General features: G+C 34.6%; 12 protein-coding genes. 4 read left to right on the top strand and 8 right to left on the bottom strand.

Going from position 1 to position 14,503, the window contains the following annotated elements; translation table 11 throughout:
- The first annotated feature begins 129 nt into the window (after positions 1-129).
- Complete coding sequence (locus tag E0Y80_RS10005; RefSeq protein ID WP_156307529.1) at positions 130-882, top strand: segregation and condensation protein A; 753 nt, start codon at positions 130-132, stop codon at positions 880-882.
- Here the strand turns inward: E0Y80_RS10005 and E0Y80_RS10000 are convergent.
- From E0Y80_RS10000 to E0Y80_RS09990, 3 genes are read right to left on the bottom strand one after another with little or no spacing between them, the layout of a single operon-like run.
- On the bottom strand, positions 879-1,625 hold the full coding sequence (locus E0Y80_RS10000) for an enoyl-CoA hydratase/isomerase family protein (protein WP_156307528.1): 747 nt from the start codon (positions 1,623-1,625) through the stop codon (positions 879-881). The two genes, E0Y80_RS10005 and E0Y80_RS10000, sit on opposite strands and share 4 nt — an antisense overlap.
- Positions 1,615-2,472 carry a beta/alpha barrel domain-containing protein gene (locus E0Y80_RS09995; protein ID WP_156307527.1) on the bottom strand — a complete coding sequence of 286 codons (858 nt, stop codon included), beginning with the start codon at positions 2,470-2,472 and terminating at the stop codon, positions 1,615-1,617. The genes E0Y80_RS10000 and E0Y80_RS09995 overlap by 11 nt, the downstream gene beginning before the upstream one ends.
- Positions 2,465-3,613 (bottom strand): acyl-CoA dehydrogenase family protein, encoded by a 1,149-nt coding sequence (locus E0Y80_RS09990; RefSeq protein WP_156307526.1) that lies wholly within the window; start codon positions 3,611-3,613, stop codon positions 2,465-2,467. Before E0Y80_RS09990 ends, E0Y80_RS09995 begins: the two co-directional genes overlap by 8 nt.
- Positions 3,614-3,749: 136 nt before the next feature.
- Between E0Y80_RS09990 and E0Y80_RS09985 the strand changes: the two genes are divergently transcribed.
- The gene (locus E0Y80_RS09985; RefSeq protein ID WP_156307525.1) at positions 3,750-5,357 is read left to right on the top strand and encodes an acyl-CoA carboxylase subunit beta; all 1,608 of its coding nucleotides are present in this window, start codon (positions 3,750-3,752) and stop codon (positions 5,355-5,357) included.
- Between the two features lie 41 nt (positions 5,358-5,398).
- Here E0Y80_RS09985 and E0Y80_RS09980 read toward each other — a convergent pair whose 3' ends face one another.
- The 3 genes from E0Y80_RS09980 to nadA are packed head-to-tail and all read right to left on the bottom strand — an operon-like array spanning position 5,399 to position 8,209.
- Positions 5,399-6,136, bottom strand: a complete 738-nt coding sequence (locus tag E0Y80_RS09980; RefSeq protein ID WP_156307524.1) for a LuxR C-terminal-related transcriptional regulator — start codon at positions 6,134-6,136, stop codon at positions 5,399-5,401.
- A 20-nt stretch (positions 6,137-6,156) separates the two neighbouring features.
- Complete coding sequence (thiL, locus tag E0Y80_RS09975; protein WP_156307593.1) at positions 6,157-7,203, bottom strand: thiamine-phosphate kinase; 1,047 nt, start codon at positions 7,201-7,203, stop codon at positions 6,157-6,159.
- Between the two features lie 7 nt (positions 7,204-7,210).
- Positions 7,211-8,209, bottom strand: a complete 999-nt coding sequence (nadA, locus tag E0Y80_RS09970) for a quinolinate synthase NadA (protein WP_156307523.1) — start codon at positions 8,207-8,209, stop codon at positions 7,211-7,213.
- Positions 8,210-8,702: 493 nt separating this feature from the next.
- Here nadA and nadB point away from each other — a divergent pair, with 493 nt between their 5' ends.
- Positions 8,703-10,295, top strand: coding sequence for an L-aspartate oxidase (gene nadB / locus E0Y80_RS09965; RefSeq protein WP_156307522.1), 1,593 nt, complete (start codon positions 8,703-8,705; stop codon positions 10,293-10,295).
- Between the two features lie 21 nt (positions 10,296-10,316).
- Positions 10,317-10,829, top strand: coding sequence for a gamma carbonic anhydrase family protein (locus tag E0Y80_RS09960; protein ID WP_156307521.1), 513 nt, complete (start codon positions 10,317-10,319; stop codon positions 10,827-10,829).
- Between the two features lie 9 nt (positions 10,830-10,838).
- On the opposite strand, the gene E0Y80_RS09955 is transcribed toward E0Y80_RS09960, so the two are convergent.
- The gene (locus E0Y80_RS09955; RefSeq protein WP_156307520.1) at positions 10,839-12,518 is read right to left on the bottom strand and encodes an Ig-like domain-containing domain; all 1,680 of its coding nucleotides are present in this window, start codon (positions 12,516-12,518) and stop codon (positions 10,839-10,841) included.
- A gap of 77 nt (positions 12,519-12,595) precedes the next feature.
- Positions 12,596-14,455 (bottom strand): tRNA uridine-5-carboxymethylaminomethyl(34) synthesis enzyme MnmG, encoded by a 1,860-nt coding sequence (mnmG, locus tag E0Y80_RS09950; protein WP_156307519.1) that lies wholly within the window; start codon positions 14,453-14,455, stop codon positions 12,596-12,598.
- Positions 14,456-14,503 lie beyond the last annotated feature (48 nt).

The following is a 14,503-nucleotide window of genomic DNA, read 5'->3' as shown; positions in this document are numbered from 1 at the left end:
GATACAAAGTAACAATTTATTCTTTTAACTATAGAATATATATACAATTTAATCTACCGCATTGTTTTGTTTAAATCAAATCATTTAAGTGAAATTATTCTACCAAATCCTTATTTTTGAGGATATTCTATGGAAGCTACAAACTACGAGATTAAACTGGCGCAATTCGAAGGACCATTCGACTTATTGTTATTTTTTATAGAGCGCGATGAGCTTAATATTCATGATATTCCTATTTCAAAAATAACGGATGATTTCTTGGCATATATCAAACATATGCAATCCCTAAATATAGAATTAGCATCAGAATTTATTTTTGTGGCATCAACCTTAATGCGTATCAAAGCAAAAATGTTGCTTCCACGTCCAGATCTCGATGAAAACGAAAATGAAATTGACTTAAAGAAGGAGTTAGTCCAAAAGCTACTCCTATATAAACAATTTAAGGAAGTTTGTGAGGAACTGAAGGTATTGGAAGATACTCGAAGTAAATATTATGAGCGCGGAAATACAGAAACAGACTTAAAGATAGCCCGAGATACCAAAGCCCAAACCATTGATGAGGAACTCTCCACATTTGACCTGTATAAACTGATGCTTGTTTACGAACGTGTGATGTACAATTATGCACATCGTGTACAGGATGTGGTGCATACCGTAGTAAAATATCCCTATACGATTGAACAACAAAAGAAAGCAATTGCTGAACTTATAGAAATTAATAAATCATTAGATTTTTCAGCATTGGCGAAAAACTCTGAAAATAAAGTTCAATTCGTCTATAATTTTTTGGCCATGTTAGAAATGCTGCAGCAGAAACTATTGGATATAGAAATAGGTTTAGGTTTCAATAACTTCTGGATTGAGAAAAAAGTATCTTAATTCTTATTTAATTTTTCAGCAATATACTTTTTAACTTCTGGTCTGTTTTTCAACTTATCTAAGGCCTCCAATAAATAATTATATTGATTTGAGGAATCCATTTCACGAATAGCTTTTAAACTTTCGAATCCTGCCTTCATGGCTATGCTACTTTTATCTGCAAAAGATGCTATCAAACTATCTATCTTAATAGGATCCAATAAGTCATCCACGATTCCTAATTCTAAGGCTTTAATGGTATCAAAAGGTTCAGAATCAAGACATAACTGCAAGAGCTTTTTTTCTGGCATAATCCTTCTTAAGCCAGCCATTACTTGAAATGGGAAAATTCCTAATGCAATTTCTGGTAACCTAAAGTTTAGTCCTTCTTTAGCAAATACATAGGTACAGCCCAGAATAAAAAGGAATCCACCAGCAATCACATCGCCTTCTACAATGGCAATACTCGGTTTATTGAATCTGTCAAAGACTTCTCCTAAAGATATCTCCTGATTTGGAATTTCAGGATTTGGAATATCTAATTCCCGATTCTGATATGTTTTCAAGTCCATTCCCGCACAGAACACCGGACCATTAGCTTTCAATACCAATACATGAATATACTGATTGTCGTTAGCTATTTTAAGAGCGTGAGCAACTTCATTCACCATCGTTGGGGTAAATGCATTCCTTTTGTTTTCTCGATCAAGAACGAGCGTAAAAACATGGTTATTGCTATTTGTTTGGATGAACTTATAATTCATTGTTAATCAAATTTTGAAATCCCTGCATTAACACGGAAACCTTCTCAAAAGAACCTTTATTAAATCTATCCAGCAGTAATTCAGAAGGAATATTACCTACTAATTCATCTTTCGCAAAAGGACAACCACCATATCCTAAAATTGCACCTTCAAATCTCCTACATCCAGCAGAATATGCGGCATCAATTTTCAATAATGCGCTTTCAATCGCTGAATGAAAATGTGCACTAAAAGGTATATCTGGAAATTCTGAGTTCAATTTATGAAATAAATCTTTAATCAATATTGGCGTAGCTTCTGATGTAGTATCAGCAATAGAGAAATTCCTAACACCTATAGCATTTAATTTATATACCCATTCAGAGACTAAATCCATGCTCCAAGGATCATTATAGGGATTTCCAAATGCCATAGAAATATAAACTACTAAGTCCTGATTGCCATTCCTATCCATAATATCCAATATGTTCCTTACTGTTTGATAAGCATCTGCAATGCTGGAATTGGTATTTTTATTTTGGAAGGTTTCTGAAATAGAGAAAGGATAACCTAAAAAATCTATTTTATCTAGGACAGAACCTATTTCAGCCCCCCTTTTATTAGCTATGATAGCCAATAACTTCACCTTATCATTTTTTTCCAATCCATCCAATACCTTTATGGTATCACTGAGTTGAGGCACTGCTTTTGGAGAGACAAAGCTTCCAAAATCAATGCAATCAAACAAGTTGCTTTTTATCAATTGATTGATATAAGCAATCTTTTTATGAGTTGGGATAAAATGTTGAATACCCTGGATAGCATCTCTAGGACAGTCAACTAAGGTTAAAGTTTCTATTTTAGGCATCTTTTTTAATTTCTCTAGCGATTACCATTCTTTGTATAGAGCTGGTACCTTCGCCAATAGTGCACAATTTAGCATCTCTAAAGAACTTTTCCGCGGGAAAATCTTTTGTAAATCCATAACCACCAAGAATTTGAACAGCATCATTAGATACTTCTACAGCAGTTTCAGAAGCGAATAACTTAGCCATTGCACCCTCTTTAGTAACTTTAAGACCATTATCTTTAAGATCACCTGCCTGACGGATCAATAATTCTGAGGCATTAATCTTGGTAGCCATATCAGCTAAATTAAAACCAACGGCTTGGAAATCAAAAATTTTAGTTTGAAACTGTTCGCGTTCGTTTGCATATTTCAATGCACATTCATAAGCACCCCTGGCAATACCTAAAGAAAGTGCCGCAATAGAAATTCTACCACCATCCAATAATTTCAGGGCTTGAACAAATCCATCACCAATTTCACCAATCAATTGATCTTTATGTATTCTACAATGGTCAAAAAATAGAGATCCAGTTTCAGAGGCACGCATACCTAATTTATCCATTTTAGCACCTGCAGAAAATCCTTCAGTTCCTTTTTCGACGATGAAAGCAGAGATTCCTTTTTTATCACCTTTTTCACCCGTTCTAGCCATTACAACAGCTACATCGCCTGAAATAGCATGGGTAATAAAAGTTTTATCACCATTAAGAATAAAATAGTCTCCATCTTGGACAGCAGTTGTATTCATTCCCCCTGCATCAGATCCAGAACCAGGTTCTGTTAATCCCCAAGCGCCAATCCATTCCGCAGTAGCTAATTTAGGCAGGTATTTTCTTTTCTGTTCTTCATTTCCAAAACTTAGGATATGATTAGTACATAGAGAATTATGGGCAGCAACAGATAAACCTATAGATCCACATACTTTAGAAATTTCATCCAGAATGGTTATATATTCTTGATAATTAAGTCCAGATCCCCCATATTCTTCAGGAACTAAAATGCCCATAAACCCATGATCCCCTAAATTCTTAAATAATTCAATAGGAAATATTTGGGACTCATCCCATTTCATTACGTTAGGTTTTATGTAGGTATTAGCAAAGTTTCGAGCACTTTCCCTAACTAAGGTTAATTGTTCTTTAGAACCTAGGTTATACATAATATTATTTTAATTAAGTTTATATTTGGGTTATTATTATTTTTTACAAATATTATAAAAAACAAATTATATTTTATGATATTTATAATAATTAAAATAATTATACCATTATAAATTACATTATTTCAATATAATTATGCGAGGCCAATTAGAAGAACTGCAAAAAAAAAGGGAAAAACTATTGCTAGGGGGAGGCTTGGATAAAATCCAAAAACAGCACGAAAAGGGTAAATTATCTGCATGGGAACGGGTTATGTACTTGTTGGATGATGACCGTAATTTCACGGAGATTGGTGTATTTGCGGCAGATGGTCAATATGAAGAACACGGAGGCTGTCCGAATGCGGGAGTAGTTGTGGTGATGGGCTATGTAAAAGGAAGGATATGTATCATTGTATCAAACGATGCGACAGTTAAAGCAGGGGCCTGGTTTCCAATGACCTGCAAGAAAAATCTGAGGGCTCAAGAAATCGCAATGGAAAATCATATTCCAATCATATATTTAGTTGATTCAGCGGGGGTTTATTTACCAATGCAATCGGAAATATTTCCAGATAAAGAACATTTTGGAAGGATATTTAGGAATAATGCAAAGATATCCTCGATGGGAATTCCACAAATTTCTGCTATAATGGGATCTTGTGTTGCTGGAGGAGCCTATTTACCAATCATGTCAGATTATGCTCTAATAGTGGAGGGAACTGGATCAGTATTTCTTGCGGGCTCTTATTTAGTTCGCTCTTCAATAGGAGAGGTAATAGACAATGAAACGCTAGGTGGAGCTGAAACACATTGTGAAATATCGGGGGTAACAGATAACAAATATCCAAATGATGAAAGTTGTTTAGATGCTATCAAGAATATCGTTGATAAATTTGGTTCAGAACCTACTTTTCAATATTCAAGAATTGAATCAAAATCAGCAGAATATCCGATAGAAAGGTTATATGAATATATGCCAGAAGACCGATTGAAGCCTTATAATATGGTTGAAATCCTGAAGTGCATAGTAGATAGAGATTCCTTAGAGGAATATAAACAAGACTACGGTAAAACCTTGATTTGTGCATTAGCACGGGTTGATGGTTGGGCAGTAGGCATTGTAGCCAATCAAAGGGAAGTAGTAAAGGCAAAAAAGCCAGGTAATTCTACAGAAATGCAAATGGGAGGGGTTATATATTCAGATTCGGCGGACAAGGCTGCTCGATTTATCATGAATTGTAATCAACAGAAAATACCATTGATATTTTTTCAGGATATAACGGGATTCATGGTAGGATCCAGAGCAGAGCATGGAGGAATAATAAAAGACGGTGCAAAAATGGTTAATGCCATGGCCAATTCTATTGTTCCTAAATTTACCTTTATCGTTGGAAATAGTTATGGAGCAGGAAATTATGCCATGTGTGGAAAAGCATATGACCCAAGATTGATTTATGCATGGCCTACAGCAAAAATAGCTGTTATGAGCGGTGCTTCAGCAGGAAAAACCCTCTTACAAATTCAAGAAGCTGCATTAAAATCAAAAGGTGTAGCGCTCAGTGATGAGGATAAAAATAAATTATTAAAAGAAATTGAAGACCAATACAATATTCAACTAAGTCCTTATTATGCAGCTTCGCGATTATGGGTAGACGGAGTTATCGATCCTGTAGAAACCAGAAAGATCATATCGATGGGCATTGAGGCTGCAAGCCATAATACAGATATTGGAAAATATAATGTCGGAGTCATTCAGACCTAATTCATACTTCATAAAAAAGGACTTCGCTGGAAGTCCTTTTTCTATATCATTTTAAGATTCTTTACTATTTTTAATAGATCAATCGTATTTTCACAACCTGTTTTTTGAAGGATATTTTTACGATGAGTTCTAACGGTGTGAATACTGATGAATAACTCATTCGCTATTTCTTCACTTGTTTTTGCTTCATCAAGTAATTTAATGATTTGAATTTCTCTTTTAGTAAATTTTAGACTTGATTGTATATTAATATCCGCTTTGGATTGAATATTATAATAAGAAGGAAATCCATTAGACCCAATGAAATGTAATTCTGGAATATCTGAAGTTTTAATATTACTTACATCCATATGTTGCACAATCGTTTTTAGGACCGCTTTGTCGCTAATTTCATAAGCAGCAGTTTGTTGCATTATTCTAATATATTCTGAATTAGCATGTCTCAGACGATAATCATGGATTATCTTATAATGTTTTTGCTGTTCGATAGGTAATGATAAGCAGAAATCAAGAGCTAAATGCTCATGTTTCATAAATATTTCCTTGTCTTGCGGATGAATAATATCAAAAAGATGCTCCAAGGAAAAATATTCAGCCTTATATCCTAAAACCTGGAATACTTCATTGGAACAGGTAATAATTTTTGGTTCTATACAATCATAAATAAAGTAATATAGATCCAATTTCAGGTCTAAATGATCGTTAAATTCCTTAGATTCCACCAGCTTCAACCTTTCAATAAGGTTATTAGCAGTTTTTAAAAATTCATTCCATTCCAAAACTCAACAATTCAAACTACTTAGTTTTCCTGTTTAAAAGCATTCCATCCCTGTGCTTTGATCTCGTAAACATTTCCAGATTTAGAAATCATCATACAACCTTCAGAAGGTTCTGTGATATGTCCAATAATACTGATATCCATGTTGTTTTTGATTTTTTCAAAATCACTTTGAGGGACAGTAAATAGCAATTCGTAGTCTTCACCGCCACTTAAGGCACATACAGTAGGGTCTAAACCAAATTCACGAGCAGTTTCATAAGTCATTGGATCAATAGGTATTTTCTCTTCATATAACTTACAACCTACATTCGATTCTCTACAAATATGCAGTATTTCAGAAGCTAAACCGTCAGAAACATCAATCATTGCATGCGGTATGACATCAATTGAAGCTAGAAGTTCTACAATATCCTTTCGTGCCTCTGGTTTTAATTGTCGTTCGATAATATAATCTTTACCTTCCAAATCGGGTTGAATATTGGGATTTTCAAGGTAGATTTGTTTTTCTCTTTCTAATAATTGAAGACCAACATAAGCTGCACCTAGATCTCCTGAAACACAGATTAGGTCACCTTCCTTGGCAGCAGATCGATAAGCGATATGTTCAGTATCTGCATAACCAATGCTAGTAACAGAAATTACCAATCCTTGAGTTGAGGTACTAGTATCCCCTCCAACGAGGTCAACATTATAATTCTGACAAGCTAGAAGAGCACCTTCATAAATTTCTTCAACAGCCTCAAGCGGAAATTTCGATGATAAACCAATAGAAATAGTAACTTGACTAGCGATTCCATTCATAGCATATATATCACTTAAATTAACTTGTATAGCTTTATAACCCAAGTGTTTAAGAGGAACGTATCTTAAGTCGAAATGTACATTTTCTAATAAAAGGTCAGTAGAAATTAATGTTTTCTTATTGTTAAAATCCAATACAGCCGCATCATCACCAATTCCTTTTACAGTACTTTTTTGGGTTAATTCTACAGCTTGTGTGAGATGGTAGATTAAACCAAATTCACCGATTTCATTTAAATTTGTTTTCTCGCTATTTTCAAATATGCTCATCTTATAATCCTAGTTTAGCTGAAATATCCAACATGCGTTCAATAGGTTTCTGAGCGCGTTTAATAATATCTTCAGGCAAAGTAATTTCAGGTTGTTCGTAATACAAACAATTATATAGTTTTTCCAAGGTATTTAATTTCATGTGCGGACAATCATTGCAAGCACATAAATTATTTGGAGGAGCTGGAATAAAAGTTTTAGAAGGACTTGCTTTTTGCATTTGATGCAAAATACCGGATTCGGTAGCAACGATAAAAGTATCAGTAGGATCCTCAATGGTAAATTTAAGCATACCAGAAGTTGATCCAATATAATCAGCCTGAGCTAAAATATGTTCTTCACATTCAGGATGCGCAATAAACTTGGCATTAGGATATTCAGCTCTCAATGCATCGATTTTTTCTTGAGAGAAAATCTCATGCACCATACAGGCCCCATTCCAAAGGACCAGGTCTCTACCTGTTTTTTTCTTAACGTAATCACCAAGATTACGGTCGGGTCCAAAGATTATCTTTTGATCAGCAGGAAGGCTTTCAACAATTTGTACGGCATTACTAGAGGTACAGACTATATCAGAAAGAGCCTTTAATTCAGCGGTACAATTGACATAAGTTATCACTAAATGATCAGGGTATTTTTCTTTGAATTTAGCAAATAGGTGAGGAGGGCAGCTATCAGACAATGAACATCCAGCTTTTAAGTCAGGAAGAAGGACTTTCTTAGATGGTGATAATATTTTAGCAGTTTCAGCCATAAAATGTACACCAGCAAAGACAATTACCTCAGCATCTGTCTTAGCAGCTTGTTGAGATAAGCCTAAACTATCGCCAATATAATCTGCAATATCTTGAATTTCAGACTCTTGATAATAATGTGCTAAAATAACAGCATTTTTTTCTTTTTTAAGTCTTTCGATTTCTTTTACCAGATCAAGGCTTGGGTCTATTGCAACATCAATATATCCTTTAGCCACTAAGTCTGTTTCAAATGTTGTATTCATTTGGTTTTTCTAAATTGATTTCTGCCTGTTTGACTATCTAATACCACAAAAGTAAAGAAAGAAAACGAAACGAAATCCACATTCCTTTTTTTCAATAAATAATAACTCTTTTTTTAAAGAAGAATCTTGTTGTTTATTAGTCTGTGGAAAATGGGGAAAATTCGGTATGATTTTATTTTTTTTAGTGGAAGTTATATAGTTATTCACAACTTATCCACAGGAATTATAGTCTTAAGTATTGATTTTCAATCCTGTTATTTTTGAGCATTTATTTTTTCAATATTTTTCTGTGAATTATAAGTTGTTCGTAAGTTGTTAATATTTCTATCATATTCTCTTAATATTTAGGTAATACATGTGTGTAAAAAGAGAGAATTGTTGAAATAAAAGAAGTTTTACATTTTAATTCACTAGTTATTTACACGTTTTGCACATATTTTGTTAATTTGTTGGTTTATTAGTCATTAAGCTAAACGTCTACACTCTATAATACATGTTAGATAGAAAAGTTGATTTTTTGATTGTAGGTTCGGGTATTGCCGGACTGAGTTTTGCACTTAAAGCTGCAAAACTGGGAAAAGTGTTAATCGTAACGAAATCCAATGAGGATGAGTCAAATACGAAATATGCACAGGGAGGAGTTGCCGTAGTTACGGATGTAGATGATAGTTTTGAGAAGCATATAAAGGATACCTTAATAGCAGGGGATGGTTTATGTGATGCACATGTTGTGGAAAACGTTGTTAAAGAAGGTCCGGAACGTATAGCAGAATTAATATCTTACGGTACTTCATTCGATAAAGAAGATTCTGGTGAATATGACTTAGCTCGGGAAGGAGGACATTCTGAGCATAGAATTCTGCATTATAAAGATATTACAGGTTATGAAATTGAGCGTGCTTTACTTGAAAAAGTACATGCAGAACCTAATATTGAGATATTAACACATTATTTTGCGGTTGATCTGATTACCCAACATCATTTAGGCGTTCATGTTGATAAGCGTACTCAAGATATCAATTGTTATGGTATCTACGCATTTAACACGGAAACCGGACATGTGGAAAAGATACTTTCTAAGATTACCTTAATGGCTACCGGTGGTGCCGGACATGTTTATTCTACGACAACGAATCCTACAATTGCTACAGGTGATGGGATTGCCATGGTATATAGAGCAAAGGGTAAAGTAAGAAATATGGAGTTTATTCAATTTCACCCAACTGCTTTATATAATCCAAGGGAATATCCTGCATTTTTAATATCAGAAGCTGTACGCGGTTTTGGAGGTATTCTTAAAAGGGCAACAGGTGAGTCTTTTATGGAAGAATATGATGAAAGAGGTTCGTTGGCGCCGAGAGATATTGTTGCAAGAGCAATAGATGCAGAGATGAAGAAATCGGGTTTAGATTACGTTTATTTAGATATTCGACATCGATCCAAGGCTGATATATTATCTCATTTTCCAAATATTTATGAGAAATGTCTATCTATTGGTTTAGATATGACAAAGGATCTAATTCCAGTTACGCCAGCTGCACATTATTTATGTGGTGGAATATTAGTTGATGATTATGGTGCCACTTCCATTAAAAATCTATATGCCTGTGGAGAATGTTCTTCAACTGGATTACACGGAGCTAACCGGTTGGCATCCAATTCTTTATTAGAAGCAGCAGTTTATGCCCACCGTATTTTTGAAGATGCTGCAAAAGGAGTAGATAAATTAGATTTTCAAGACCATGTTCCTTCTTGGGATGAGTCGAATACCCAACTTTCTAATGAAGATATCTTAGTAACACATAATCTACGTGAAACACAGAAGTTAATGAGCGATTATGTTGGTATCGTAAGATCAGATTTTAGACTTGAAAGGGCGATGCGGAGGTTAGGACTTTTGCATGAAGAAACAGAATCATTTTATAAGGGTACAAAATTATCGGTTAAATTGTGTGAATTGAGAAATGTTATTCAAGTTGCTTATTTAGTTGTTAAGTCTGCCATGCAGAGAAAGGAGAGTAGGGGATTACATTACACAACTGATTATCCTCAGCATGCAGATCAATTAGAAGATACAATTCTTTAATTTCTTTAATTTAAGCGTTTTATGGCCACGATATTAGCAGTTAAAGGTAAATTACCACAAATAGGTTCAGATTGCTTTATAGCACCTAATAGTACATTAGTAGGTGACATTACAATTGGTGATCATTGTTCCATTTGGTTCAATGCTGTAGTGAGAGGAGATGTAAATTATATCAGGATTGGAGATTATTCCAATATTCAAGATAATGTAACTATTCATGGCACTTATGAGAAGAACGGAACTGATGTTGGTAACTATGTTAATATCGGTCATAATGCTATTATACATGGTTGTGTGATTGATGATTATGTGTTGATAGGTATGGGAGCTATAGTTATGGATAAGGCCCATATTCAATCCAATGTTATTATAGCAGCAGGAAGTGTTGTATTAGAGAATAGTATTTCTGAGGGTGGATTCCTATATGCCGGAGTACCAGCAAAAAAAATTAAGCCACTCACGGATGAGCAGCTTAATTTGCTTAAAAAATTGCCGCACAATTATGTGCTTTATTCTTCTTGGTTTATGGAATAGATGATTTCATTATTTGAATGATACATCTATTGTTTCATTTTGTTCCCAGTTAGCTCTTATTGTGAAGGTTCGGTCTAGATACCAAATCCTTTCTGCCTGCCTTCCTTTATAAACATCCCCGGAATCCCATTTTCCATTGTTATTTGCATCCTCAATTAATCGAATACTGTATTTGCCACCAGGAAATTTTATATATTTTAAAATTTTGTTTTCAGGAAGTTTTCCTACATCAAAAATCTTTTCTTTAGGTTCATCAATTAATTCAACAATATAATTCTGAGCAGAATCCAACCCTGTAAATGTTAAATTGATATCACCATAATTTTCAGTTTCGTTAAGTGTAAACTGCGATTTAAATTCCTTATTTGTTTCGTCAAATGGGCCTAAAATAGCACCAGGTTGCAGAACTAATTCATAGTTCCTATTAGGTCTCCAGTTAAATCGAATGTGGTACAATTCCCTATTGATGGAATCTTGTTGAAGTTGGAAGTTCCTTCTAGAAACAGAATCTTCCATAATTAATACCTTGTTCTTATCAACAGATGCTATAGGATATTCAGAGAATAATTCAATGTGCTTAACACGGTCAACTTTGTTGCTAATATTTAACTTAGGAATAATTGTATTATCCACTTTTAAGTTTCTAGCTTTTCGTAAGCTTACCGTATCAATTGGAATTCTATTTTCCAATATTTCTACCTTCAATGAATCGAAATCCAAGTTTTCCAAGTATACTTTTACGGAATCCTGAGTGGGTTTAAATCTAACTAATTTATTGTTATCCAATTCATTAGGATTGATAATTCGTATATCGGGGGATTCTATAGGTCGATTGAAAGTAAATAGAATTGATCCATCATTTTCTAACTTTTTTTCAAGATTTCTAAAGACATTGGGTACTCCTTTAGTATATTCCAATTCCAGCCCGGAAACATTTTGATTGAGTGAAATACTATCATTTAAGAATCCTATCCATTCATCATTGCCATTGAATATTTTGTCATTATTCATATCCTTTAAGGCATATACCCTATAGGTGTCTTCCCGCAGGTTATTGAATTTAAAATTTCCGGTTGAGTCTACTGTAGTATAATATGATGCTTTCTTTTTACCGAATATTGAATCTCTGCTCGTTGGGATTAAAATGGCGATTACCTCTTTATCTTTTTCGAGGTCGAAAGTTTTGGTATATCCATTTTTTACTTTTCCAGATATGCTCAATGAATCCAATTCTTTTCCTGTGGCAAAAACATAATTATAATTTATGAAAGGATTGCCTTCATTATAATCCACCAAGCCTTTTCCGAAGTTTATGGTGTATGTTGTATTTTCCTCTAAAGAATCTGGTAATTCAATAATAAATTTTTTCTTTTTCACCTTGTAAATTGGTTGAATACCAACGTCGGGAGAAATATTAAATTCTTTTCCAGGATTTACAGTTTTAATAAATTCATCAAAAGTCATTTCGATGATTTTCTCCTTAAAATTTTTGGAGAGGTTAGGAGGGGTGACACTCAGCAATTTTGGTGCAATAGAATCTTTTGGTCCACCTGTAGGCTTTTGCATGTTGGCACATTGAATAAAACTCAATGATACCATGATTGCTAGGCCTAAAAAGAATATGTTTTGAAATAAAGCTCTTTTTAGTCGATTTGACGAAATATTATCTTTTTTGGATAGCTGAGTCATAAATTTAAAAATAGTGTCTTAAATCGTTTTATTTTAGCTTGATTGTAAATTACTATAAAATATTGATTATCAGTGTTTTAACTCATATGAACCATTAAAACACTAATATCTGCTGGAGAAACACCAGAAATACGAGAGGCCTGCCCTAAGGTTCTTGGTTTCACTTTTAGTAGTTTTTGACGTGCTTCAATTGATAATGAAGTTAAGGAATTATAATCAAAATCGGGATTGATTTCTTTGTCTTCCATTTTCTTCATTTTATTGACGATTTCCATTTCCTTTTCAAAGTAGCTATCATACTTCACTTTTATTCCGGCCTGCTCAATTGTGTCTTCATCAAATTGAGAGATGTAGCTTGCAAAATTTTCATCGGCTTTAATGATGTCTTCGATTTCGATTTGCGGTCTACTAAGTATTCCGAACAGTCTCGATTTTTGTGTGATTGCACTTGAACCTTTTTCTTCAAGAATTGGGTTCATTTCAGAAGTTCCTATTGAGTTATTTTTCAGATAATCTACGATGGCATCAGAGTTTCTGATTTTATCATTTACTTTATCTAATCGTTCATCGGACACCAAACCTAATTTATGGGCCATTGGTGTCAAACGTATATCTGCATTATCCTGACGTAGGAGAAGTCTGTGCTCAGCTCTAGAGGTAAACATTCTATAAGGTTCGTCGGTTCCTTTGGTAACAAGATCATCAATTAGAACACCAATATATGATTCAGATCTTTTTAGGATTAACTCATGTTTATCATTAATTTTTTGGTGTGCATTTATACCTGCTATGAAACCTTGAGCGGCTGCTTCTTCATAACCAGTTGTACCATTAATTTGGCCAGCGAAAAATAAATGTTTAACGGTTAGAGTTTCTAATGTTAAATCCAACTGCATAGGAGGGAAGTAGTCATATTCGATGGCATAACCTGGTCTATACATTTTAGCATTTTCGAATCCGGGAATTAATTGTAATGCTTTTAATTGAACATCTTCGGGAAGGGAAGTTGAGAATCCATTTACATAGATTTCCACTGTTTTAAATCCTTCAGGTTCTACGAATATTTGGTGTCTATCGCGTTCTGCGAAGCGATTAATTTTGTCTTCTATCGATGGGCAGTAACGTGGTCCGAGTCCTTTTATTCTACCGGTGAACATTGGGGATTTTTCGAAGCCTGTTTTTAATATTTCATGTACAGCTGAGTTGGTATAGGTAATCCAGCAGCATCTTTGTTCTTGTGGAATTTCCACATCGGTATATGAGAATCTTCCACGGGAATCATCGCCCCACTGTTCTTCCATTAATGCATAATTCAAGCTTCTTCCGTCTACACGAGGAGGGGTTCCTGTCTTCATTCTTCCGGATTCAAATCCTAGGGACACCAACTGTTCTGTTAGACCAGTTGCTGCTTTTTCACCTGTACGGCCGCCTCCGAATTTCTTTTCACCGACATGGATAACACCATTAAGGAATGTTCCGTTTGTTAGTACTACAGAATCTGCTTCGATACGAATTCCCATAGAAGTCACTACACCTTTTGCTCTACCATTTTCTACGATCACTTCTTTAACGGTATCTTGCCACATATCTAAGTTTGGGATTGACTCGAGGGTTAATCTCCATTCTTCAGCAAATCGCATTCTATCGTTTTGGGTTCTTGGGCTCCACATAGCAGGGCCTTTAGATTTATTGAGCATTCGGAATTGTATAGTTGATTTATCGGCAATGATTCCGGTATATCCTCCCATGGCGTCAATCTCTCTTACGATTTGACCTTTAGCCACTCCGCCGATAGCTGGGTTGCAGCTCATTTGTGCAATGACACCCATGTTCATGGTAATGAGTAAAACCGATGAACCCAAATTAGCAGCTGCTGCTGCCGCCTCACATCCGGCGTGGCCGGCACCAACTACAATGACGTTATATTTATTAAACATATATCTTATTCTAGTTTCACGTGAAACTTATTCTATAGTTCAGATTAG

It is taken from the genome of Sphingobacterium endophyticum, from assembly GCF_009733535.1.
Lineage (GTDB): Bacteria > Bacteroidota > Bacteroidia > Sphingobacteriales > Sphingobacteriaceae > Sphingobacterium > Sphingobacterium endophyticum.
This window is presented reverse-complemented; position numbering and strand designations above follow the sequence as displayed.

Excerpts from the sequence above, each read along its gene's own strand:
- E0Y80_RS10005 (WP_156307529.1), top strand. The coding sequence starts at position 130 with ATGGAAGCTACAAACTACGAGATTAAACTGGCGCAATTCGAAGGACCA.
- E0Y80_RS10000 (WP_156307528.1), bottom strand. The coding sequence starts at position 1,625 with ATGAATTATAAGTTCATCCAAACAAATAGCAATAACCATGTTTTTACG.
- E0Y80_RS09995 (WP_156307527.1), bottom strand. The coding sequence starts at position 2,472 with ATGCCTAAAATAGAAACTTTAACCTTAGTTGACTGTCCTAGAGATGCT.
- E0Y80_RS09990 (WP_156307526.1), bottom strand. The coding sequence starts at position 3,613 with ATGTATAACCTAGGTTCTAAAGAACAATTAACCTTAGTTAGGGAAAGT.
- E0Y80_RS09985 (WP_156307525.1), top strand. The coding sequence starts at position 3,750 with ATGCGAGGCCAATTAGAAGAACTGCAAAAAAAAAGGGAAAAACTATTG.
- nadA (WP_156307523.1), bottom strand. The coding sequence starts at position 8,209 with ATGAATACAACATTTGAAACAGACTTAGTGGCTAAAGGATATATTGAT.
- nadB (WP_156307522.1), top strand. The coding sequence starts at position 8,703 with ATGTTAGATAGAAAAGTTGATTTTTTGATTGTAGGTTCGGGTATTGCC.
- E0Y80_RS09960 (WP_156307521.1), top strand. The coding sequence starts at position 10,317 with ATGGCCACGATATTAGCAGTTAAAGGTAAATTACCACAAATAGGTTCA.
- E0Y80_RS09955 (WP_156307520.1), bottom strand. The coding sequence starts at position 12,518 with ATGACTCAGCTATCCAAAAAAGATAATATTTCGTCAAATCGACTAAAA.
- mnmG (WP_156307519.1), bottom strand. The coding sequence starts at position 14,455 with ATGTTTAATAAATATAACGTCATTGTAGTTGGTGCCGGCCACGCCGGA.